This is a genomic window from Corallococcus sp. bb12-1 (genome assembly GCF_026626765.1).
Lineage (GTDB): Bacteria > Myxococcota > Myxococcia > Myxococcales > Myxococcaceae > Corallococcus > Corallococcus terminator.
Genome location: NZ_JAPNJZ010000018.1, coordinates 20656 through 44738, shown reverse-complemented (window position 1 = coordinate 44738; position 24083 = coordinate 20656). Strand labels below are relative to the sequence as shown.

At 68.6% G+C, this 24083-nt stretch carries 16 protein-coding genes; 6 read left to right on the top strand and 10 right to left on the bottom strand.

Going from position 1 to position 24083, the window contains the following annotated elements:
- Positions 1–52 precede the first annotated feature (52 nt).
- The 5 genes from treY to hemH all read left to right on the top strand — a co-directional run bounded on the left by treY (position 53) and on the right by hemH (position 7977).
- Positions 53–3166, top strand: a complete 3114-nt coding sequence (gene treY, locus OV208_RS20955; protein WP_267575649.1) for a malto-oligosyltrehalose synthase — start codon at positions 53–55, stop codon at positions 3164–3166.
- A complete protein-coding gene (glgX, locus tag OV208_RS20950; protein ID WP_267575648.1) occupies positions 3163–5307 on the top strand; it encodes a glycogen debranching protein GlgX in 2145 nt (714 codons plus the stop codon). The genes treY and glgX overlap by 4 nt, the downstream gene beginning before the upstream one ends.
- A 108-nt stretch (positions 5308–5415) precedes the next feature.
- Positions 5416–6402 carry a TerC family protein gene (locus tag OV208_RS20945; RefSeq protein WP_267575647.1) on the top strand — a complete coding sequence of 329 codons (987 nt, stop codon included), beginning with the start codon at positions 5416–5418 and terminating at the stop codon, positions 6400–6402.
- A gap of 69 nt (positions 6403–6471) precedes the next feature.
- Positions 6472–6855 carry a Co2+/Mg2+ efflux protein ApaG gene (gene apaG, locus OV208_RS20940; protein ID WP_267575646.1) on the top strand — a complete coding sequence of 128 codons (384 nt, stop codon included), beginning with the start codon at positions 6472–6474 and terminating at the stop codon, positions 6853–6855.
- A gap of 27 nt (positions 6856–6882) precedes the next feature.
- On the top strand, positions 6883–7977 hold the full coding sequence (gene hemH / locus OV208_RS20935) for a ferrochelatase (RefSeq protein WP_267575645.1): 1095 nt from the start codon (positions 6883–6885) through the stop codon (positions 7975–7977).
- Here hemH and OV208_RS20930 read toward each other — a convergent pair.
- Complete coding sequence (locus OV208_RS20930) at positions 7925–8962, bottom strand: hypothetical protein (RefSeq protein ID WP_267575644.1); 1038 nt, start codon at positions 8960–8962, stop codon at positions 7925–7927. The genes hemH and OV208_RS20930 overlap by 53 nt on opposite strands.
- A gap of 859 nt (positions 8963–9821) precedes the next feature.
- Here OV208_RS20930 and OV208_RS20925 point away from each other — a divergent pair.
- Complete coding sequence (locus OV208_RS20925; RefSeq protein ID WP_267575643.1) at positions 9822–10415, top strand: hypothetical protein; 594 nt, start codon at positions 9822–9824, stop codon at positions 10413–10415.
- An 8-nt stretch (positions 10416–10423) separates the two neighbouring features.
- On the opposite strand, the gene OV208_RS20920 is transcribed toward OV208_RS20925, so the two are convergent.
- From OV208_RS20920 to OV208_RS20880, 9 genes are all read right to left on the bottom strand, one after another.
- A complete protein-coding gene (locus tag OV208_RS20920) occupies positions 10424–11782 on the bottom strand; it encodes an SBBP repeat-containing protein (protein ID WP_267575642.1) in 1359 nt (452 codons plus the stop codon).
- A gap of 254 nt (positions 11783–12036) precedes the next feature.
- Positions 12037–13173 (bottom strand): Hint domain-containing protein, encoded by a 1137-nt coding sequence (locus OV208_RS20915; RefSeq protein WP_267575641.1) that lies wholly within the window; start codon positions 13171–13173, stop codon positions 12037–12039.
- 123 nt (positions 13174–13296) lie between these two features.
- Positions 13297–14448, bottom strand: a complete 1152-nt coding sequence (locus tag OV208_RS20910; protein WP_267575640.1) for a hypothetical protein — start codon at positions 14446–14448, stop codon at positions 13297–13299.
- Positions 14449–14478: 30 nt separating this feature from the next.
- Positions 14479–16605 carry a hypothetical protein gene (locus OV208_RS20905; protein WP_267575639.1) on the bottom strand — a complete coding sequence of 709 codons (2127 nt, stop codon included), beginning with the start codon at positions 16603–16605 and terminating at the stop codon, positions 14479–14481.
- Positions 16606–16654: 49 nt separating this feature from the next.
- On the bottom strand, positions 16655–18028 hold the full coding sequence (locus tag OV208_RS20900; protein ID WP_267575638.1) for a hypothetical protein: 1374 nt from the start codon (positions 18026–18028) through the stop codon (positions 16655–16657).
- A 74-nt stretch (positions 18029–18102) separates the two neighbouring features.
- On the bottom strand, positions 18103–18888 hold the full coding sequence (locus OV208_RS20895) for a hypothetical protein (RefSeq protein ID WP_267575637.1): 786 nt from the start codon (positions 18886–18888) through the stop codon (positions 18103–18105).
- A gap of 95 nt (positions 18889–18983) precedes the next feature.
- Positions 18984–20102, bottom strand: coding sequence for a Hint domain-containing protein (locus OV208_RS20890; protein WP_267575636.1), 1119 nt, complete (start codon positions 20100–20102; stop codon positions 18984–18986).
- Between the two features lie 52 nt (positions 20103–20154).
- The gene (locus OV208_RS20885; protein ID WP_267575635.1) at positions 20155–21249 is read right to left on the bottom strand and encodes a Hint domain-containing protein; all 1095 of its coding nucleotides are present in this window, start codon (positions 21247–21249) and stop codon (positions 20155–20157) included.
- Between the two features lie 101 nt (positions 21250–21350).
- Complete coding sequence (locus OV208_RS20880; protein WP_267575634.1) at positions 21351–23459, bottom strand: hypothetical protein; 2109 nt, start codon at positions 23457–23459, stop codon at positions 21351–21353.
- Positions 23460–24083: the final 624 nt, after the last annotated feature.

Sequence of the window (24083 nt, the reverse complement as noted above, 5' to 3'; positions counted from 1 at the left end):
CCCCTCACTCGACGCTGGCGGACGTGCCGCGTCGGGCCTACCTGTGGGCACCATGTTCCAGGACGGGCTCGAGGCAGGGGAGCGCACCGCGAAGCAGGCGGACGCGGATGGCACGCACACGACGGTGGAAGCGCTGGCGGACGGCCTGTTTGGCCAGGTGCGCCAGGAGCTGGAGTCCCGGCGCGTCACGCCGCTGTCCACCTACCGGATGCAGCTGCACCAGGGCTTCACCTTCCAGCAGGCCAGGGCGGTGGTGCCGTACCTGGCCCGGCTGGGGGTGAGTGACTTCTATGCGTCCCCCTACCTGAAGGCCACGCCGGGCAGCACCCACGGCTACGACTGCGTGGACCACCAGCGGCTCAACCCGGAGGTGGGCACGCCGGACGACCACGCGGAGTTCTGCGAAACCCTGCGTGAGCACGGCCTGGGGCAGGTGCTGGACGTGGTGCCCAACCACATGGGCATCGAGCGCGACAACCGCCTGTGGCTGGACGTGCTGGAGAACGGTCCGTCGTCCGTCTACGCGAAGTTCTTCGACATCGACTGGCGGCCGGTGAAGGACGAGCTGGCGGACAAGGTGCTGCTGCCCATCCTGGGCGACCAGTACGGCATCGTGCTGGAGCGCGGCGAGCTGAAGCTGTCCTTCGAAGCCGGCTCCTTCTACCTGCACTACTACGACCACCGGCTGCCGGTGGCCCCGCGCCAGTACGCCCGCATCCTGCGCCACGGGCTGGAGCGGCTGGAGACGCAGTTGGGCGCGGAGCACCCGCATCTGGTGGAGCTGCTCTCCATCCTCACCGCGCTGGAGCACCTGCCGCCGCGCACGGAGGTGGAGCGCGCGAAGGTGATTGAGCGGCACCGGGAGAAGGAGGTCATCAAGCGGCGGCTCGCCACGGTGGTGGCGGACAGCACGGAACTTACGGCCTACATCGATGAGAACGTGCGGGTGTTCAACGGCTCGCCCGGCAACGTGCGCTCCTTCGACATGCTGGACGCGCTCCTCCAGGAGTGCAGCTACCGGCTGGCGCACTGGCGCGTGGCGGGGGAGGAGATCAACTACCGCCGCTTCTTCGACATCAACGGGCTGGCGGCCATCCGCGTGGAGGATCCAGACGTCTTCCTGGAGGCCCACCAGCTCATCTTCGAGTGGTTGCGCGAGGGGCGGGTCACCGGCCTGCGCATCGACCATCCGGACGGCCTGTTCGACCCCACCGCCTACTTCCTGGACCTGCAGGAGCGCTTCTTCGTGGAGCGCGCGCGGGCCCGGTTCGAGGCGGGGCTGAAGGGCGGTTCGGATTCGCGCTGGCCGCAGGTGGAGACGCTCCTGCGCGCGAAGTGGCGACAGGAGGTGATGGGCGCGCCGGACAGCCCGCTGCGCAAGGCGCTCTTCGTGTCGGTGGAGAAGATTCAGGGCGGCCGCGAGCGCATCCCGGACGCGTGGGCGGTGCACGGCACCACGGGCTACCGCTTCGCCAACGCGGTGAGCGGCCTGTTCGTGCACCCGGCGGCGGAGGCGCATCTGACGGAGACGTACGAGCGCTTCGCCGGTGGCACGCAGGACTTCGCGGAGCTGACGTACCAGAAGAAGCTGCTCATCATGCGCGTGTCCATGGCCAGTGAGATCAACGTCCTGGCGCATGAGCTCAACCGCATCTCGGAGATGAACCGCCGCACGCGTGACTTCACGCTCAACAGCTTGAGGCGCGCGCTCATCGAATTCATCGCGCTGTTCCCCGTCTACCGCACCTACGTGGACGGCTGGCGGCAGGAGCTGGACGCGCGCGACGTGCAGTACATCGAGTGGACCCTCCAGCGCGCCAAGGAGCGCAACACCACCACCAACGCGTCCATCTTCGACTTCCTGCGCGACATCCTCCTGGGCCGCTACCCGGAGCACGTGGGCGACGACGAGAAGGCCGTGATGCTGCGCTTCGCGATGAAGCTCCAGCAAGTGACAGGTCCCGTCATGGCCAAGGGCCTGGAGGACACCGTCTTCTACATCTACAACCGGCTGGTGAGCCTCAACGAGGTGGGCGGCGAGCCGGAGCACTTCGGCATGCGCGCCACCACCTTCCACCTGCGCAACCAGGAGCGCGCGGAGCGCTGGCCGGGGAGCATGCTCACCTCCAGCACCCACGACACCAAGCGCAGCGAGGACGTGCGCGCGCGCATCAACGTCCTCACCGAGTTGCCGGAGGCGTGGCGCGAGCGGGCCCGCTCCTGGGCGGACCTGACGCAGCCCTTCGTCTCCCACCTGCCCTCGGGCCCGGCCCCGTCCGCCAACGACACCTACCTCTTCTTCCAGACGGTGCTGGGCGCCTGGCCCATGGGCGAGCACGTGTCCACGAAGCAGATGGAGGACTTCCACCGCCGCGTGCGCGAGTACATGGGCAAGGCCATCAAGGAGGCCAAGGTCCGCACCTCGTGGACCAACCCGGATTCGTCCTACGACGACGCGATGGCGCGCTACGTGGACGCGTGCTTCGACCCGAAGAAGGGCCAGGCGTTCCTGGACGACGTGCACGCGTTCAAGCGCCGCATCGAACGCGCGGGCCAGCACAACGCGCTGGGGCAGTTGCTGCTGAAGCTCGCGTCGCCCGGCGTGGTGGACACGTACCAGGGCTGCGAGCTGTGGGATTTGTCCCTGGTGGATCCGGACAACCGCCGGCCGGTGGACTACGCCCTGCGGGAGAAGCTGCTCGCGGGGCTGGACGCGCAAGCCGCGAAGGACCGGGCGGACCTGTGCGCGCGGCTGTCGAAGGACCTGGATGACGGGCAGGTGAAGCTGTTCCTCACGGCGGAGACGCTGCGGCTGCGCCAGAAGCACTCGGACCTGTTCCGGGGGGGCGGCTACGAGGCCCTGGAGCTGTCCGGGCCGCGCGCGCCCGCCGCGGTGGGCTTCGCCCGCACGCATGGTGACACGGTGCTGATTGCCTGCGCGCCGCGTTACACCCTGGAGGCGCTGGAGTCCGGGGGGCTGTCGCAGGCGTATGACGGTACGTTCCTGGACCTTCCGGAGGCATATGCGGGCATGATGTTCCGCAACGTCTTCACCGGGCGCCAGGTCCGTCCCCAGCAGGGGCCGGGAGGCGCGGGGCTGGCCCTGGGGCCACTCCTCGCGGAGTTCCCGGTGGTGCTGCTGGAGATGGAGAGGAGCGCTGGATGAGGAGGGCCGAGGTGCTTCCAGGGAAGCCGTTTCCCCTGGGCGCCACGTATGACGGGAGCGGCGTCAACTTCGCCGTGTTCAGCGAGCATGCGAAGAAGGTGGAGGTCTGCCTCTTCGACCCCGCGGATCCGAAGAAGGAGACGCGGCGCTTCCCGCTGTTGGAGACGACGAACCACGTCTGGCATGGGTACATGCCGGACGTGCCCGCGGGCACCCTGTATGGCCTGCGCGTTCACGGACCGTACGAGCCGAAGAAGGGGCTGCGCTTCAACCCGCACAAGCTCCTGGTGGATCCGTACGCCAAGGCGCTGCACGGCAAGGTGGACCCCAAGGCCCCCTTCCACGCCTATGTGCACGGCGGCAAGGAAGAGGACCTGGCCATGGACACCCAGGACGATGCCTGGGGCGTGCCCAAGGGCGTCATCCTGACGGACGGGTTCGACTGGGAGGAGGACCGCAAGCCGGAGGTCCCCTGGCACAAGACGGTCCTCTACGAGGTGCACGTCAAGGGCTTCACCAAGCTGCACCCGCGCATCCCCGAACCCCTGCGCGGCACGTATGCGGGCCTGGCGCACCCGGCCTCCATCGAGCACATGAAAAAGTTGGGGGTGACGTCGGTGGAGCTGCTGCCCATCCATGCGTACATGGATGAGCCGTTCCTCACCCAGAAGGGTCGCTCCAACTACTGGGGCTACAACACGCTGAACTTCTTCGCCCCGGACGCGCGCTTCAGCGCGTCGGGTTCGCTGGGCGAGCAGGTGGCGGAGTTCAAGGGGATGGTGAAGCTGCTGCACCGCGCGGGCATCGAGGTCATCCTCGACGTGGTCTACAACCACACCTGCGAGGGCAACCACCTGGGCCCCACGCTGTCCTTCAAGGGGCTGGATGCCGGCGCGTACTACCGGCTCAGCGAGAAGGACCCGCGCTACTTCATGGACTTCACCGGGTGCGGCAATTCGTGGAACGCCACGCACCCGTACGCGCTGAAGCTGGTGGCGGACTCGCTGCGCTACTGGGTGGAAGTGATGCACGTGGACGGCTTCCGCTTCGACCTGGCGACGACGCTGGGCCGCGACAGGCACGGCTACGACACCCGCGCGGCCTTCTTCCAGATCCTCCACCAGGACCCGGTGCTCAGCCGCGCGAAGCTCATCGCGGAGCCCTGGGACGTGGGCGACTACGGCTACCAGGTGGGCAACTTCCCGGTGCTGTGGAGCGAGTGGAACGGCAAGTACCGCGACACCATCCGGCGCTACTGGAAGGGCGATGACCGGCAGGCGGCGGAGATTGGCTCGCGGCTCACGGGCAGCTCCGACCTGTATGCGCTGTCCGGCCGCAAGCCCACGGCGAGCGTGAACTTCGTCACCGCGCACGACGGCTTCACGCTGCACGACCTGGTCACGTACAGCCAGAAGCACAACGAGGCCAACGGCGAGGACAACCGGGACGGCGCCAACGACAACCACGCCTGGAACTGCGGCGTGGAGGGGGAGACCGCGGACCCCAAGGTGAACGCGCTGCGCGAACAGCAGAAGCGCAACTTCCTGTCGACGCTCTTCCTGTCGCAAGGCGTGCCCATGCTGGTGGCGGGCGACGAGATGGGCCGCACGCAGAAGGGCAACAACAACGCCTACTGCCAGGACAACGAGCTGTCGTGGGTGAACTGGGAGCTCAACGAGAAGCAGCGCCAGCTGCTGGAGTTCACCACCCGGATGACGAAGCTGCGGCGCGAGCAGCCCGTCTTGAGCAAGCGCCGCTTCTTCCGCGGCGCCCACATCTGGGACAGCGAGCTGAAGGACCTGGCGTGGTTCCGGCCGGACGGCAAGGAGATGAAGCGGGAGGACTGGGAGAAGCCCTATGTGCGCTCCCTGGCCTTCCTGCTGGGCGGAGACGCCATCGCCACGCCGGATGACGAGGGCTACCGCATCGTCGGGGACACGTTGCTGGTGCTGCTCAACGCGCACCACGAACCCATCACCTTCCTGCTGCCCGCGCTGGAGTGGGGCGCGGACTGGGAGCTGGTGGTGGACACGGCGGCCACGGGCGAGTCGCAGCGCACGCACACCCCGGCCGGAGGCAAGGTGCAGGCGGCGGGGCGCTCCGTGGTGGTGTTGCGCCGGCCGACGACGGAATGGGAGTAGCCCCCGGGGCCGTCCCGGGGTAGGCAGCGGGCTTGAACGCGCGAGGTGGCCTCTTCCCCTGGGGGCCCCTCACTTCGCGCGGCGTCTTCGGACCGGGAACGGGCGCACGTGCTAACCGAATCAGTCTGGCCCTGGGTGGGCTTCAACGTCTTCGTCCTGGCGATGCTCGCCCTGGACCTGGGGCTGTTCCACCGCAAGGAGCACGCGGTGTCGCCGAAGGAGGCGACGCTCTGGACGCTCGTGTGGGTGAGCATCAGCCTCGCGTTCTGCGCAGGCATCTGGCACCAGGGCGGACGGGGCCCGGCGCTGGAGTGGCTGACGGCGTACGTGGTGGAGTACGCGCTGTCGGTCGACAACCTCTTCGTCTTCCTGATGGTGTTCGGCTACTTCCGGGTGCCGCCGCAGCACCAGCACCGGGTGCTCTTCTGGGGCATCCTGGGCGCGTTCGTGATGCGCGCGGTGCTCATCATCGCGGGCACGGCGCTGGTCGCGAAGTTCCACTGGCTCATCTACGTCTTCGGCGCGTTCCTCGTGTTCACGGCCGTGAAGATGCTCGTCGCCAAGGACGACGAGGACGTGGATCCGGAGGCCGGCTTCATCGTGAAGATGTCCCGGCGGCTGTTGCCGGTGGCGCGTCAGGGCGACGGCAGCCGCTTCTTCATCACCGAGGATGGCCGGCGCAAGGTGACGCCGCTGTTCATCGTGCTGATGGTGGTGGAGGCCACGGACCTGCTCTTCGCGATGGACTCCATCCCCGCGGTGCTGGGCATCAGCAAGGACGCGTTCATCATCTACACGTCCAACGTCTGCGCCATCCTGGGTCTGCGCTCGCTCTTCTTCGTCGTCTCCAGCCTGATGGAGAAGTTCCACCTGCTGAAGATTGCCCTGGGCGTCATCCTGGGCTTCGTCGGCGTGAAGATGCTGCTGGAGTACTTCTACAAGATTCCCATTGGCATCTCGCTGGCGGTCATCGCCGGGTGCCTGGTGACGGCCGTCGTCGCGTCGCTGGTGTTCCCCAAGCCGCCGGAGGTGGCCCAGGCCCCGGAGGCTGGCAAGCAGCCGGAGGCCCCCGCCCGGGAGCAGGAGCGCGGGTAGGACCGGGAGTCCCGGCGGGAGGCAGTGTTTCCCTTGCATCGGGCGGGAGTCGCTGCCAAGTCTCCCGCCATGTCCACCGCCACCACCGATGGCATCCGCGTCACCGTGGAGCCGACCTTCTGGCCGGAGCGCAGCACGCCCGAGGCCGGGCAGTTCGCCTTCATGTACAAGGTGGAGATCGTCAACGACGGCGATGCTCCCGCCCAGCTCCACGCCCGGCACTGGCTCATCACGGATGCCCAGGGCAACGTGGATGAGGTGAAGGGCGAGGGCGTGGTGGGCCGCCAGCCCCGTCTGGGGCCGGGCGAGCGTTTCGAATACACGAGCTGGGCGATGCTGAAGACGCCCTTCGGCACCATGCGCGGCAGCTACGAGATGGTGCGTCCGGATGGCACGCGCTTCGAGGCGCGCATCGCCGAGTTCGCCCTGACGTTGCCGCACGCGCTGCACTGAAAACCCCACACCGGAGTCCTCAAGCGCATGGTCCTGCCGAGCACGAAGCGGGGATTGCTGCTCATCAACCTGGGGACGCCGGACGCGCCCGAGTCCGGGCCCGTGCGCCGCTACCTGCGCGAGTTCCTCAACGACCCGCGCGTCATCGACATCCACCCGGTGGGGCGCTGGTTCCTGCTCAACCTCTTCATCCTGCCGTTGCGCCCCGCGAAGAGCGCGGAGGCGTACCGCAAGGTGTGGACACAGGAGGGCTCTCCGCTGCTCGTGTACAGCCGCGCGCTGGAGGCGGCGGTGGCCGAGCGCCTGAAGGGGGACTACGAGGTGGCGCTCGCCATGCGCTACGGCAACCCGTCCCTGCCGGACGCCATCGCGGCGCTCAGGGCGAAGGGGGTGTCGGAGTTCACCGTGCTGCCCCTGTACCCGCAGGAGGCCACGTCGTCCGCGTCGTCGTCGCTGGCGCGCACGTACGAGGTGCTGACGGAAGGTTGGGACGTGCCCAACGTCCGCGTGGTGCCGGCCTTCTTCGACGACGCGGGCTTCCTGGATGCGTTCGCGGCGGTGGCCCGGCCGGTGATTGACGACGCGCGCGCGGACCACGTGCTGTTCAGCTTCCACGGGCTGCCGGAGCGCCACATGCGCAAGAGCGACCCCACGGGGCAGCACTGCTTGGCGTCGGCGGGCTGCTGCGACGTGCTGGGGGAGGCGAACCGGCACTGCTACCGCGCGCAGTGCTTCGACACGGCGCGCAACCTGGCCCGGCGGCTGGCGTTGCCGGAGGGCGGCTACACCGTGTCCTTCCAGTCCCGGTTGGGGCGCTCGCCGTGGGTGAAGCCCTACACGGACATCGTGCTGCCGGAGCTGGCGGCGAAGGGCGTGAAGCGGCTGGCGGTGATGTGCCCGGCCTTCGTGGCGGACTGCCTGGAGACGCTGGAAGAGGTGGGCATCCGCGCGAAGGAGCAGTTCGTGGAGGCGGGCGGCGAGTCGCTGACGCTGGTGCCGTCCCTCAACGCCCACCCGGAGTGGGTGGACGCCGTGGTGCGGCTGGTGCGTGCGTCGGATGGACCGCCGCTTACGGCGCGGGCGGCGTCGCTGTCGGAGCCGCGGGAGCCGGCGTCGCGCTGACGGGGGCGAGGCGGGCCTGGTAGGTGCCTGGCGGCAGGCCCACGGCGGACTGGGCCGGTCCCTTCATGCTGGTGGCGAGGGTGCCCTCCCAGGAGCGCCACTGCCCGGCCTTCACCAGGAACTCGCCCCGGCCGGTGATCTTCACCGTGGCGCTCAGTTCGGTGCCTTCGGTGGGGCGGGCGGCGGCGTCATCGCTGGCCGGGCCCTGGGCGCCGGGCGGGCGGGCGCCGCGATTGGGGACGGCGCGCGCGGGCGTGAGGAGTCCTCCGAACTGCTCCAGGAGGTCGTACTCGAGCGTGGCCACCTGCTCGCCGTTGTCGGCGGGGGTGACGGAGACGAGCTTCACGCGGTTGTGCCGTTCAGCGCCGCCGGTGGCGCGGCGGAACTGGGTTCCCAGCGCGTCCGGGGTGAGCAGCGCGGTGGCCAGCGACCAGGTCTCACCGGGGCGCACGGGGTCCCGGGGCAGCTCCAGCACGAGCGTGGCCAGGTTGCGCTCGCGTTGTGGAAGTCCGTCGATGATGAAGCCGCGGTCGCTCACGGAGGCGTCCTCCGGCGCGCCCCCACCCGAGGGCGTCATGCGCAGGTGGCGCTCACCGGCGCGGTCCAGGTCCAGCACGTAGGTGTATTCGCTGGGGACGGTGGCCGGCGCGGCGGCGGCGGCGGGGGCTTCCGCTTCCTTGTCGCCCTTCTTCTTCTTGTCGGCCTTGGGCTCCGCCGGGGCGGATTCGAAGGCGGGCGCGCCGCGATCCAACGTGAGCGACAGGCGGAAGGAGACCGGGGTGCCCGGGGTGGGCTTCCAGCGCAGGAGCACGGCGTCCTTGGGAATGACGGGCGCGGCGGCGACGGGCGCGGGGGCTTCCCCGGTGGACGCGGGCGCGGGCGGCGCTCCTGGCGGGCGCTGGAGGGGCTCGATCTTCCCGGGCGCCTCCTGGCTGCAGCCGGTGAACGCGAGGGCAACGAGCAGACCGCACAGACTTCGCTTCACGGGGACACTCCTGGTGACGGTCGCGGGATAGCGGAGCGGGCGACGGTTGTAAAAGGGAGAAGGTGGAATGACGCGGCCCGTTGCGACGGCGGAGCGCACGGACGGCTCAGTGGCAGGCACGCCAGTCCACGGGTTCGGGCGGAAGGGCTTCGCCGGCCGCGATGCCCTGGCGCTCCAGGGTGCCCGTGTCGAAATGCTTGCTAGCGCAAGCACTGGGGCACTCGGCCAGGAATGGGTCGTAGCGCCGGCACTCCGGGCTCCGGTCCGACGCGCTCCGAAGCGGAGGAGGTGTCCTGACGGGGGCCGGGAGGCCGGCGGGGGCGGGGCAGGGTGGTGGCGAGGCGCGGAGCCCTGGAGCGCAGCAGGCCGGCCAGCAGCGCCTGTTTCTCGGCGAGGGGACTGCGGGAGGAGGCGGCGATGTGGGCCACGCGCTCCGGCGGAGGCTTGCCCCGGAGCGATTCCCTCACCCCTGTGATGAGACCCATTCGCGCGTCCCCTTCTCCTGGAAGGCAGCCTGGGTGAGCCGGACCCCTGGCCGCAAGGCCCCTCGGGCAACGGGAGGACCCCCATGCTTTCGCCGTGCTCGGGGATCCTCTATGTCCAGGCCAGAGGGGGCCATGCCCTTCCTCCGCGCCTGGATGGGGTGAATGAAGGCTGGCGTGGATGTCTTGTGTTCCCCTGGGGGGCCGCCGTGAGGATGGATGTCCTGGTGTGTGGGTTGTTGTTGAGCCTGACGGTGGGCTGCTCGTCCCGTAACAGGGGGCCCTCGAGGCGGGCGCTCCAGGAAGCCCGACAGGATTGGTCCCGGCAGGGCGCGAACTACCGGAGCCCGGAAGGGTTCCAGGAGTCTCGCTGGGGCATGACCTCCAGCGAGGTGCGGGACCTGTATCCGGACCTGACCGCGCTCAACAGCGGTGCGTTCTTCGCGCGGACCGAAGTGGCCCGGATGCCTGCCGTCGTCACCTTCGGGTTCCTGGGAGACAGGCTCGTCGCCGTCGAGGTCGAGCTTCCCGAAGTGACGGACCTGAAGGGAAGCGAGCGGCTCCTGCGCGACCTGCTCACCCAGAAGTACGGACCTCCTGTTCGTGTCCGGGACACCGACGAGGAGGCGCGAAGAAGGGCCGGGGCCTATCGCACGGCGGCCGAGGTGACCCACGCCCTGGGGCACCCCGTCTCTTCCGACAGTGCATCGCCGCAGGACGCCTCTGAACAGGCTGCTGGGGAAGACCCCGAGGCTCCACCGGAAGTGGCCGCCGGCGATGAGGCCCAGGCCGTGCGAAGGAACCACAAACCGTGGATTCGGTTCAGGACGGTGGAGAGCCACGTGAAGCTCTCGATGGCGAAATCCCGAGGAGCCTCTTCCATGGTCATCGAATATGAAAGCGCCCGGTATGGGGATGACATCCGCCGGGCCCGCGCGCTGGGCCGTGAGGGCCTGCTGAAGGACCTCTGAGCGTGACGTCACCGCCCCAAGGGCAGTGTGGGCGGTGACAGCCTCAAGAGGAACGCGTCGCGGCTGCCCAGGGGCGGGCTGCCTGGAACCAGCCCGCCCTCGGTGGAGCCGACGACCACGGCATTGCCACACGCGTCCACGGCCAGTCCGGTGACGTGATCGTCCTGGGGCGTGCCCTGCTGCCAGAGCCCCAAGAGCCGCCCGTCCGCGCTGAAGCGCAACACGAACAGATCCCTTCCTCCCTGATTCGTGAAGCCCGGGAAGCTGCCCAGGGTGTCGCCCGCGACGTAGATGTCGCCATGGGGGGCACGGGCCAGGGCCGTGGCCTGGTCGCTGCCCCGGGTGCCCACCTGCCGCACCCATTGGACCTGTCCGGAGTCAGGTTCGAGCAGGGCGAGGAAGACGTCCGCTTCGCCCACGATGGGGACGCCGGGCTCCAGTGCCAGCAGGCTGGAGCCGGCCAGCAGGAGCTGGTGGTCGGGCGTCAGGAGCAGCTCGTCCGCCTCGGTGCCCGTGGGAGCGATGACGCTCGTCCAGACGACGTGTCCGTCCGCCGGGTCCCGACGCTGGACGAAGGCGCCGCCCGGCCCGTCTTCGTCGGCGAAGAACCGGAAGCCCGACGTGAACAGCGCATCACCGTCGGGCGTGAGGGCAAGGCCCGTCAGCCGGTCCGGATTGTCCACGACCTGCGAGCGCACCCGCCAGGAGGGCCCGAGGGGCCCCTGGGCCGGAGCGGGGAACCGGGCGACAAAGCCATTCTCCGCATCCAGCGACACCTTGTTCTGGACGAACAGGTCGTCGTACCCGGCGACCACCACCTGGCCGGCGGAATCCACCGCCACCTTCGCCGGATGTTGGGGGCGCTCGTCACCCTGCTGCACGGTGCGGAGCGTGTTCCCGTCGCCATCCAGTTGCAGGAGGAACACATCGAACTGACCGCCGTTGGCGTGGCCCTCCAGCGCGCCGGTGGTGCGCCCCACCACCTGCACCGTGCCGCGCTCCCTGCCTCCGACGACGTGCTCCGCCGTGTCCGTCCCCGCTGTGTCCAGGCTCCGCCGCCAGAGGAGGCGTCCATCGGCCGCGTGCCGGGTGATGACCGCGCGCGAGTCTCCCGAGGGCTCGATGTTGCTCTCGCCGAGGCGGCCGTCCCAATAGCCGGTCGTGTAGAGGTCGCCTGCCTCGCTGACCCAGACAGACAGCGTCTCGTCCGCCGCCGCCGTTCCCTCCTGGCGGTCTCCCTGCCAGGGCGAAGCACAGGTCACCGGGCCCGCGTCGGGCTCGCCTCCGTCCAGGCCGCCGTCATGGCCTGCGTCGGATGTCCCCGCGTCGGGTGTTCCCGCATCGGGTTCGACCGGGCCTGCGTCCAAGGTGCCGCCATCCTTCGTGGGGCCGACCTGGCCGGACGGTGAAGGCGTGCAGCCCAGACCGAACACCCCGACAAGGAAGGCCAGGGCCATTCCCAGACGTGGGCTGGAACTGCCTGGGGCCGGCTTGTGGCTCGTGTCGCATCCCAGCACGTGGCACCCCCGGCCTCCATGGCCTTCCCCCTTCCCATATCAGACAAACGCCCGGGACCGATGCCGGCCCCGGGCGCTGAGCGTCAAGACAAGGAGGGCCTTCCCTACTGGGGAAGCAGCTCCTCCGGCACGGAGCGCTGCAGGATGATGCGGTTCATGAACCCGACGTCTTCGTTCTGGTAGCGGGCCGAACCCACCAGGAAGCCCTGGGCCACCACCACGTTGGTCACCTGATCGCGGGTGATGGGTCGCAGGTTGTAGACCTTCCCGAAGTGCGTCGTCTTCTCCACGCTCACGACGCGCTCGCGCGTACCGTCCTGGCGCAGCAGCTCGTCATCGAGCTTCAGGTCCGCCGCGCGGACCATCCGGCCCTCGCTGTTGACCACCGGGTGCTCGTTGGTCAGCCGCAGCTTGCCGCCGTGCTCGGTGGTGATGGTGTAGAGCAGGTGCTCGCTGTCGCGCGTCTCCGACGTGTAGCTGTAGACGTGGTTCGTCTGGAGTTGCACGTCGTCCAGGGTGGCGTCCGGCGTCAGGGTGATGATGTCCGTCTGCTGCTCACGGACGGCCTTGGAGATGGGCACCGAGCCATTGCTGAACAGCAGCTCCTGGTCCGGCGCGTAGCAGCTCGATTCGCATTGGGCCACCACGTAGAAGGACCCGGTCCCGTACAGCGTGTCGCCCCGGGCGTCATTGTTGGTGTCCCGATAGAGGCGGCAGTCGCTGGTGTCGGTGGGGTGCGGATAGAGCGCTATCCCGGTACCCGGGACCTGCATCGACTCGAACGTCGGGTAGAGGGGCCGTGCGCGGGAGATCGTCGTGGGGGTGGCAAGCCACTTGAAGAACCCCACGGTGGGGCCCGAGGGCTCCGCCTCCACCTTGAGCATGGGCGTCGCGTCATACATCGCGATCGCGTAGTAGTAGTTCACCCTGTAGGCCTGCGAGTTGCCCGCGTACGCCCGGTCGGGGGTCTTCTCGATGTATTCCTTGGCCCACACGATGCTTGGGAAAGCTGCTGCATCGAGGGTGGTGTTGGACGACACAAAGCCCGTAGGGCCGGCGGGGATGAGGTTGTTGAGCAGACCGCACTTGCGAGCCCATTCGGTGCGCACGATGGCCTGGCTCGGCGCCAGGCTGTCGATGTTGCAGCGCCACTCCTGTTGGGTCTGCGCGCCTGCCACGGTGGGAAACAGCGCGATGGCGGCCGCGCCTCCCAGGACGATTCTGAAGACAGACTTGGACATGGAACTCCCCTTCGGACTTCTTGGACGGACTGCCGCCCCCTCTTGATTCAGCAGACCTCGGCGGTGCCCTCCGGACGGGATCCGATGGGCGCCGCCCGAACCTCCCCAGGGGGCGTGGGAGGACTACTCCGGCAGCACTTCCGCCGGGATGGCTTGCTGTCGCAGGACCCGGTTGAGCTGCTCCACGTCCTCTTTCTGGACGCGGGCCGGGCCCACCCGATAGCCCTCGGTGAGCAGCAGATCCGACACCGCGTCGTGTGCCACGGGCCGGACGTCGTGGACCTTCGCGAAATACAGCGTCTGTTTCACCGTCACGATGCGGTCCGGTGTCCCGTCCCTGCGCTGCAATGCATCCCCGAGCAGCAGTGACTCCGCCTTCACCCGGCGTCCCCCGCTCATGAGGACGGGATGCCCGGCGGGCACCCGCAGCAGGTCGCCGGACTCCGTGGAGAGTTCGTAGACGATGTGTTCGCTGTCGCTGGCGTCCGGGGTGTCGCCGGACGCGGTGTTGTTTCGCAGCGTCGGGGTCTCCCGCGCGGCGTCCCCGTGGGGGGCCTCACCGGAGCTGGACGTCAGGAACTGGTCCCCCGGGTGACAGCCGGCCTCGCAGTAGGCCACCACGTAGAAGGGCTTCTCCACCGTCTCCGTGACCGGGTAGCAGCCCTCCCGGATGATCTCTTCGCCCCCCTGTGCCTTCATCGAATAGACAGGCTCGTCATCACAGACGGTGTACCGGGTGATGGTCACCCACGGCGAGGTGCCCGTCGGCGTGCTGAAGAGACGACAGTCATTCGTGTTGGTGGGGTGCGGATACAGGACCGTGCCGCTGCCCGCGACGATGGTGCTTTCAAAGGTGGGATAGAGCGGCTTCGCGCGCGCTGTCGTGTGGGACCACTTCCAGTAGCCGGCGGAGGCGCCGCTGGTCTCCTGGAACACGGAATACATCGGCGTCGCGTCATAGAGCGAGCGCGCGTGGTAGTAGTTCACATTGTTGTAATGCGTGTTGCCCGTGTATGCGTGGCTCGTGTCGCTCTCGCGGTATTCCTTGGCCCACGCGAAGCTGGTGTCAAAGGCCGCGTTGGTGGTGAACCACGACGTCGCGCCCCCGGTGTTCCGTGTCAGTCCGCACCGCCGGGCCCACTCGGTGCGCGCGACGGCCTGCGTGGTGGTCAGCGCGTCGCTGTTGCACCGGGTCTGCTGGGGATCCTGCGCGTGGGCGAAGGAGGGCAGCAGGCCGACCACGAGAACCTTCAGGGCAAGGTGGTGGCTTCGCATGAGGTGTGTCTCCGTGGCGCAGGGCAGCCGCTACTTCGTCTTCGCCATCACGGTTCCGGGGCCACGGTTCTCCGTCCACACGACGTGGTTGCCGCCCACCGCCACGCTGGTGAGGCTGAACGTCGGGGTGAAGGCCGGCACCGCGGCGCCACCGCCGACGGGCACCCGGAGGATTTGTCCGGGCATCCCGTCTTCCGCCAGCCACAGCTGGGTGCCGTCACTGGCCAGGCCGGTGATGGAGGCCCGCGTCAGCGGTGTGGAGACGGCGCCGCCGCCCTTGGCCACCTTGCGGATGGCATCCCCCTCCTGCCAGTAGACGTGGGTGCCATCCACCGTGATGCGGCCCGTGACGTTGGCGCGCTGGGTGACGACATCGGAGCGGGTGCCGCCCTGGTTGGACATCTTCCGGACGGCGCCGCCCTCGGTCCAGAACAGGTTCGTCCCGTCCGTGGCGATGCCGCCCAGGTTGGTGATGCCGGTGGCCAACACGGTCGGGGTGGCGAGCGGGGTGGCCACGGGGAGCTTGAGGATGGAGCCCGCCGCCTCCGTCCAGTACAGGTGGGTGCCGTCGGTCGCGATGGCCAGCGGCTCATTCCGGTTGAAGGCCATGAGCTGCTCGCCGCCGCTGTCGAGCGACGCGCGCATCACCACGCCTCCCGCGCGGCGCTCCACCCAGTAGGCGAAGCGGCCGTCCGTCGCCGTGCCGGACAGGTTGAAGCGCGAGGGCGGCGTGAGCGGATGCTCCGCGTTGAGGAAGTTCTCCATCACCTGCTTGCGGAACGGGATGAAGGTCTGGGTGAGCGCGCTGGAGAGGAAGAAGCGGTTGCCGTCCGGCCCCGGCTCGGTGAACTCCATGTTGTGGATGAAGCCCGCGGCGCTGGGGAAGCGCATCGTGCTGCCATCCGGCAGGACGCCCACGTCCACGCCGTCGCTGCGCTGGTGACAGCCGCTGCATGAGAGCGCCTGCGCGCGGGCGACAATCTGGGTGGGCGTCAGGTCGCTGCCAATCATGTCCAGTCGACTCTGGATGTCGTTGCGGAAGGCGCTGGGCCCCGAGCCGAAGCGCAGGCTGTATTCATCCACGGGATTGAAGGAGCTGGAGTCGCCCTGGACGGCGTTGAATTGATCCGGCACCGCGTAGTTGAAGGTGTTGAGGTTGTCCGCGGCCAGCGCGGGCACCTGGCTGACGAAGTGCGCGCGGAAGCTTGGGGCCAGCGAGTGCGTGGAGGCCGGGTTGAACAGCTCGCCGAAGGGGTTGGTCTTGACCGTCACCGGGGCGAACTTGAGCGTGCACACCCCACCCGGGCACTGCCGCTGGAGCTTGAACTCCTTCAGGACCCACAGTGGCTCGATGAAGACGTTGATGCGCACCTGGCCGGTGTTGTCCGGGTTGAGGCCGTAGTTGTTGATGTGGAACACCGGCGAGAAGCCGGGCAGGCCCGTGAAGTAGAAGTCACGCAGGGCGGTGCCGCGGTCCGCGACGTTCTTCGCGCTCAGGTCGCGCCAGAAGGACTGCACGGGGCGGCAGCCGTCGAGCCCCAGGTCGGGACGGGGGTTGGGCAGCGCGGCCTCCAGGATGAGGAACGCCCGGCCCGAGCCCCCGGACGTCTTGCCGAAGACGACCCGGTACTCACCGCAGTGGGCCCCGGAGGTGGGCGCCAGGTCGAACCGGTTGTACAGGCCGATGGCGGAGTAGGAGTTGATGCTCGTGGGGCTGTTGGCCGCCGCCTGGGCGCCCTCCTGGGGACGGCAGCCATAGGGGAAGCCGTTGAGCAGGTTGCCACTGTCGTTGCAGTGCGCGCTCGGCTGGAGGTCCGGCTGGCCGGGAGACGGGTTCTGCGTGTCCCAGAGCTGGCGGAAGAGCTGGGTGGCGTTGAGCCCCGAGCCCCCATTCTGGGCCACGAGCTGCTGGAGGACGCTGGAGAGGGTGAAGGGGGCGAGGATGGCGGCCTCCGTCACCGCCACGGACTTGCGCCCATCGACCGTCTGGGGCGACAGGGTCGTCAACGCCTGCTCATGGGCGACGATGCCAATGCCTCCCCGTTCGGAGAAGGGCGCGGGGGCGGCGGACTCCGCGTCCACCGTGCCGGGCGGCTGACAGCCCGTCCCCATGAGGGTTCCCGCGGCGAGCAGCGCGCGCGACCAGTGCTTGAACATTCAGGTCTTCCTTTGTCGGACGAAGTCGGGGGCGCTGCGCGAAGGGGCGCTAGAGCGGAGGCGTCTGGAGTTGGGGGACATCCACCTTGAGCAGGAACATGTCGCGGCTGCCCTGGTGCTGGATGCCGGGGACGAGCGCGCCCTCGGTGTAGCCCGCGATGAACACCCTGCCGCACGGGTCCACCCAGAGGGCCGTCGCCTGGTCATTGCCGGACGTGCCCCGCTGCAGGGTGCCCAGCAGCCGCCCGTCCGCGCTGAAGCGCAGCACGAACAGATCCCGTGCGCCCTGGTGGGTGAAGCCCGGGAAGGCGCCCAGGGTGGAGCCCGCGACGTAGATGTCGCCATTGGGCGCGCGGGCCAGCGCGGTGGTCTGCTCGCTGCCCTGCGTGCCCACCGTGCGGATCCACTGGACCTGTCCGTCGCCGGGATTGAGCTGGGCCAGGAAGACGTCCACCTCCCCCGCGATGGGGACGCCTTCCTCCAGGGGGAGCATGCTGGAGCCCGCCAGGAGCAGCTTGTTGTCGGGCGTCACCAGCAGCTCGTCCGCTTCCGTGGCGACGGGCGCGATGGCGGTCGTCCAGACGGCGCTGCCGTTCGCCGGGTCGTGCCGCCGGACGAAGGCGCCGCCGGGCCCCTCGCTGTCGGCGAAGAACTTGAAGCCGGAGGAGTACAGGGCGTCCGCGTTGGGACTGGTGGCGAAGCCCGTCAGCCGGTCCGGGTTGGACGCCAGCGTGGAGGCGAACTTCCAGGCCGCGGTGGACGCGAAGCCGTTGCCCTCCCGGTTGATGCGGGTGACGAAGCCATTCTCCGAATCCAACACCACGCGACCCTGGACGAACATGTCGTCGAACCCGGCGACGAACACGCTGCCGTTGGGATGGACGGCGACCTTCATCGGGTGCTGCGGGCGCTCGTCGCCCTGTTGCACGGTCCGCTGCTTGTTGCCCTTGCCATCCAACTGCGTCACGAAGAGGTCGAACTGCCCCCGGTTGGTGGCGTTCTCCAGCGCGCCCGTGGTGCGGCCCACCACCGTCAGCAATTCCTGGGTCTCGCTGCCGGTGATGTGCTCGGCGACGTCAGTGCCGCCCGTGTCGGTGATCTCCGTCCGATCCAACGTTCCATTGGGGAGGAAGCGCAGCACCACTGCCCGAGAATTGCCCGAGGGTTCGATGTTGGTCTGTCCCAGGTTGCCCCGGTCATAGCCCGCGACGTAGACGGCGCCGGAGCTGCCGGCCCAGATGGAGAGCGCCTCGTCCGCGCTGGAGCTCCCGCCCTGGTAGTCCTGCCGCCAGGCTGTCTGACACGTGCCCGCGGGCTCCTGCGGGTCTTCCTCGCCCGTGCAGCCCACCGTCCCCAGCACCCCCACGGCCAGCACCAGCCCCATCCCCTTGCGCGCGCCCCGGCTCTCTCTGTGTTGCGACACTGACCACCACCTGTTGTTTGTGCGAGGCATGGGGAATCCATGCGCTGGAAGACGCGTGCGGTTGGAACGGGGCATCAAGGCGTGGCGGAGTTGCGGGCCTGGGCCTGCATCTCCAGGCGGATCTGCTCTTCCTGGGTGCGGCGGCGCTGCTCCTCCGTCGCCATCCACGCGGTGAGCTGCTCCATGTGGGTGCCCCGGGCGCGTTCGCCGAGCGCGAGCGCCCGCTGCATGTCCTGTTCGGCCAGCAGGCGGTACATCTCCATCTTCCCGCCCGCGAGCATGTAGCGGCGTTCGGTGTCCTGACCGCCGAAGATGTTCTGCTGGAGGATGACGTCCTCGGCGTGCGCGAGCAGTTGTTCGCGCTGGGGGTTGTCCTTCCACGCGAGCGCGGCCTTGAAGTAATCCACCTCCATCAGCCGCTCGTACTGCTCCCGGGGCTCCACCTCGCCGCGACCCGGATCCTTCAGGCCGTCGGCCATGGTCTTCATCATCTCCGGGCCGGAGAGCAGCTTGCGGTACTCGTCGCGGCCCTGCGCATCCAGCAGCACATGCTTGTGGTAGTGCATGAACAGGCCCAGGGGCTTGTTGTCCTCCAGCACCTGGGCGATCAGCTCCTTGGGCATCAGCGGAGGACGCTCGAGGCCCGGCACGGGCGCGGGTGCCGCCGCGAGCGACGGGGGCGTCTTCACGCTGGGGGCCAGCGCGGCGGTGGGCGCAACCGGAGCGGTCGGTGCCTTGACGTCCGCCTGGGCCACGGGGGGCGCGGTGGCGGGCGTCTCCTGTCCCAACCACAGCCATGTGCTCACCCCGCCCGACAGCAGGGCGACTCCCAGGACGATCCGCGAACGGCTGCGCTTCATGGTGCTCCTCTCCCGTGATTTCCAAGAAGGGGCCCGGAGCCCCTGCCGGGCTCCGGGCGTGCTGCGCGTGACTGGGTGACGTGCTCCGGAACCGCCTAGTCCGGCAGCGCTTCGGCCGGGACGGCGTGGAACAGGATGATGCGGTTCATGTATTCGACGTCGTCGTTCTGGAAGCGGGCGGAGCCGACGAGGAAGCCCTGGGCGACGAGGATGTTGGAGACCTGGTCGCGCGCTTCCGGCTTCAGGTTGTAGACCTTGCCGGCGTGGGTGCCCCGCTCCACGGAGACGATGGCGTCCGGGGTGCCGTCCTGGCGCAGCAGTTCGTCACCGGCCTTGAGCGTCTGGGCCTGCACCATCCGGCCCTCGCGGGTGAGGACGGGGTGCTCGTTGGTGACCTTCAGCTCGCCACCGGACGCGGTGCGCACGTGGAAGATGACGTGCTCGCTGTCACGGGTCTCGGAGGTGTAGCTGTACACCTTGCCCTGCTGGAGCTGGAGGTCGTCCAGCGTGGAGTCGGGGCCCAGGGTGATGATGTCCTCGCGGCCCTGCTTCATCGCGTCGAGGATGTTCTTCTCCCCGCCGCCGAACAGCACGCTCTGATCCGGCGTGAAGCAGGACGACTCGCAGTAGGCCACCACGAAGAAGCTGCTGCTGTTGGCCACCGGCGCGCCGGTACCCTCCGGATTGCTGTAGAGCCGGCAGTCGTCGGGGTTGGTGGGGTGGGGGAACAACTGCGTGCCCGTGCCCACGGAGGCGGTGTTCTCGAAGGTGGGGTACAGCGGGCGCGGCCGGGTGGCGGTGTGCGACCACTTGAAGTAGTTGGCCGTCAGCCCGGTGGTCTCCTTCGCCACGCTGTAGATGGGCGTCGCGTCGAAGGTGCCCCACGCGTGGTAGAAGTTGACGTTCCACTGGAATGAGCTGCCCGAGAAGGACTTGTCACCCAGCGGGTTCACCGCGGTGTTGACCTCCTTGTAGTCCTTGGCGAACTGGAAGCTCGCGTCGAACGCGCGCGAGGACATGAACCACGCGTCGGGGTTGAGGACGTTGCGGAGGAGGCCGCACTTGCGGGCCCGCTCGATGCGGATGGTCGCCTGCCCGGGGTTGAGGCTGTCGGTGCTGCAGCGCCACTCCTGGAGGGGCTCGGCTTGCGCCGCCAGAGGGAAGAGGGACAGCGCCGCCAGCGCGGCGAGGGGACGTGAGATGGGTGAAGTCATCCTGCTTGCTCCTTGGGTTTTCAGGGACACGGCCAGACAGCGCACCGGGGCACTACTGCGGCAGCACGTCCTCGGGGACGCCGCGGTACAGCAGGACGCGGTTCATGTATTCGACGTCGTCGTTCTGGAAGCGGGCGGAGCCGACGAGGAAGCCCTGGGCGACGAGGATGTTGGAGACCTGGTCGCGCGACTCGGGCTTGAGGTTGTAGACCTTGCCGAAGTGGGTGCTCTTCTCCACGGAGACGATGGCGTCCGGGGTGCCGTCCTGACGCAACAGCTCGTCACCAACCTTGAGCGTCTGGGCCTGCACCATCCGGCCCTCGCGGGTGACGACGGGGTGCTCGTTGGTGACCTTCAGCTCGCCGCCGGACGCGGTGCGCAGGTGGTACAGCAGGTGCTCGCTGTCGCGGGTCTCGGAGGTGTAGCTGTACACCTTGCCCTGGGTGAGCTGGAGGTCGTCCAGCGTGGCGTTGGCGCCCAGGGTGATGATGTCCTCACGGCCCTGCTGCATGGCCTCCAGGAGGTTCGTCTCGCCGTTGCTGAACAGCACCTTCTGGTCCGGCGCGTAGCAGGACGACTCGCAGTAGGCGATGACGTAGAAGTTGGTATTCCAGACGGTGGTGCCCGTCTCGTCCGAATACAGGTTGCAGTTCTGCAGGGTGGGGTGCGGGAAGAGCTGCGTGCCGCTGCCGGCCACCGGGCTGTTCTCGAAGGACGGGTAGAGCGTGCGGGGGCGGGTGCTGGTGTGCGACCACTTGAAGTAGTTCGCCGTGGGGCCGCTCGTCTCCGCGGCCACCGTGTACATGGGCGTGTTGTCGTACTTCGAAAACGCGTGGTAGTAGTTGACGTTGTACTGGTTGAGATTCCCCGTCCACGCGCGGTTGGTGTTGAACTCCTTGTACTCCTTGGCCCAGTCGAAGCTCGTGTCGAAGGCCTTGCCCGACAGGAACCACGAGCTCGGGCCGCCCGGGTTGAGGTTCTGGGTGAGGCCGCACTTGCGGGCCCACTCGATGCGGGCCTGGGCCTTGTCCGGGGTGAGGCTGTCGACGCTGCAACGCCATTCCTGCATCGGTTCGGCGACCGCGGCGGCGGGCAGGAGGGTGAGGACCGCGACCTTCAGGAAGGTGGGAAGGGAAGGCTTGCGCATGTGGAACCCATCGCGTGAGCGTTTGAGAGGGACAGCCGGGCTGGGAAGCAGAGGCCCGACCCCCTCTGGGAAGGGGGGGCCGGTGATGCGTCGCTGGCGGGCTACTTCACCTTCGCCATGACGACGCCGGGGTTGCGGTTCTCCGTCCAGACGACGTGACCGCCGCCCGCGGAGATGCTGTTGATGTTGAAGGCCGCGGCGAAGGTGGCCACCGGGGCGCCGCCCGCCAGGGGGAAGGCCAGGACGTTGCCCGGGTTCAGGTCCTCGGCCACCCAGAGGCGCACGCCGTCACTGGCCAGGCCGGTGATGCCGGGGCGCGAGGTGAACAGGCTGATGGCACCGCCGCCCTTGGGCATGCGCTGCACGTCGTTGCCCTCGTGCCAGAAGAGGTTGGCGCCATCCACGGTGAGGCGGCCCGTGAGGCCGGGGCGGCCGGTGGCGAGGGCGGTGGTGGCGCCGCCCGCCAGGGGCAACGACAGGAGGGAGCCGCCCTGGGTGATGAAGAGGCTGGTGCCGTCGGTGGCGATGCCGCCCAGGCCCGTGAGGCCGGTGGCGACCGTGGACACCGCGCCGCCGAGCACGGACACCTTGAGGATGGAGCCGCTGGCTTCCGTCCAGTAGACGTTGAGGCCATCCGTGGCGACGGCGATGGGGTCCGGACGGTTGAAGGCGAGGACGCTCTCCCCGCCGCTGTCGAGCGAGGCCTTCATCACGACGCCAGTGGCGCGGCGCTCCACCCAGTAGCCGAAGAGGCCATCCGTGGCCGAGCCGGAGATGTCGAATCGGGAGACGGGGGTGAGCGGGTGGTCCGCGTTGAGGAAGTCCTCCATCACCTGCTTGCGGAAGGGGATGAAGGTGTTGGCCAGGGCGTTGGACACGGCGAAGCGGGTGCCTTCCGGCCCCGTCTGGATGTTCTCCGTGCTGTGCACGAAGGACGCCGAGTTCGGGAAGGAGAAGCCGCCCAGGGAGGCGCTGTTGCTGCGGTCGTGGCAGCCGCCGCAGGAGAGGGCCTGGGCGCGGGCGACGATCTGGTTGGGCGACACGGTGCTGCCCAGCCGGGTGAGCTCCGCCTGGATGTCGTTGCGGAAGGTGCTGGCGCTGTTGCCGAACTGGGCCGAATAGTCGTCCTCGATGCCGAACGACTGCGCGTCGCTCTGGGCGGCGTTGAACGTGTCCGGGACGCTGTAGTTGAAGGTGTTGACGTTGTTGACCGCCAGCTCCTCCACCTGGGTGATGAAGTGCGCGCGGAAGCTGGGGGCCAGCGCGTGCGTGGAGGCGGGGTTGAAGAGCCGGCCCGCCGGGTTGGCCTTCACCGTCACCGGGGCGAACTTCAGCGTACACACGCCGGCCGGGCACTGGCGGTTGAGCTTGAACTCCTTCAGCATCCACGGCCCGCCGATGAACATGTTGACGCGCACCTGACCGATGCCCGCCGGGTTGAAGCCGTAGTTGTTCATGTGGATGACCGGGGAGAAGCCGGGCAGTCCGATGAAGTAGAAGTCGCGCACGGCGGTGGCGCGGGTGGCCACCGGCTTCGTGCTCAGGTCGCGCCAGAAGGCCTGGACGGGGCGGCAGCCGTCGATGCCCAGGTCCGGACGGGGATTGGGGAGGGCGGCCTCGAAGATGATGAAGTTGCGCCCGCCGCCGCCGCCTGTCTTGGCGAAGACGACGCGGTACTCACCACAGTCCGCACCGGAGGTGGGCGCCAGGTCGAACCGGTTGTAGAGGCCGATGGCGGAGTAGGAGTTGATGTTGGTGATGCTGGTGGGCACCGCCTGGGCGCCCTCCGAAGTACGGCAGCCATTGGGGAAGCCGTTGAGCAGATTGCCAGTGTCGTTGCAGTGCGCGCTCGGCTGGAGGTCCGCCTGTCCGGTGGTGGGGTTCTGGGTGTCCCAGAGCTGGCGGAACAACTGGGTGGAGTTGAGGCCCGTGCCCCCGTTCTGCGAGGCGAGCTGGTTGAGGACGCCAGACAGGGTGAAGCCGGTCAGGATGGCCGTCTCGGTCAGCACCACCGACTTGCGGGCATCCACCGTCTGGGGCTGCACCGAGCCCAGCCCCTGCTCCTGGCCACGGTTCGTGACGCCCATGCCGCCACGGTCGGAGATGGGATCCCGGGGATCCACGGAGGCTTCATCCGGCCCCTCGGCCTGACAGCCCGCGCACAACACGGCTCCAGCCGCGAGCGCGGCCTTGAGAGAGTGCTTCAGCATGTGGGGATTCCTTCCGGGGCGGACGGGTGCCGTCAAAAAAGGGCATGCCTGTCGTTGACCCGGGGAATAACTATTGTCGCACTGTAAGTGAAAGTCAAACCTGTCCTAATGATTGGCTTGCAAAGCTTTTTATGCGGCTCAGGCGGTCTTTGCTGGTTGAGCGGAACCGACTGATTTCCAGTGGATTGCAGAGACGGGATTGTCTTTGAGGAATATTCCGTGCGGGATGCGGGCCGCGCTGGAGGACCCCAACGTGCAGAATCCGCCTGGAGGAGGTCTGGCGTCGCGTCTGGATGCGTCAGCCATGCCGCGGACAGACGTGCGGGGCGAGTCTGCGATTGATGTGCTCTACAACTCTCGCGGGGCCGCGGCGCGAGACAACCGGTCCCTCACCGCGATGCCCAGGCCGCTCGCTGCCAGCAGACATGCGACGAGCACATCGTGGACCGTGGGACAGGTGGAGGTGCTGGGACTCGCGGTGGGCTGCGCTTTGGATCCGGCAAGGCCGTCCGTGTTGGAGCGGCGGGATGCGACTCGTGGCGGTGGACAAGACCTACCGTTCGTCGGAAGGGTTGCAGGAGGCGCGCTGAGGCATGACGTCGGCGAAGGTTCGCGCCGTGCTTC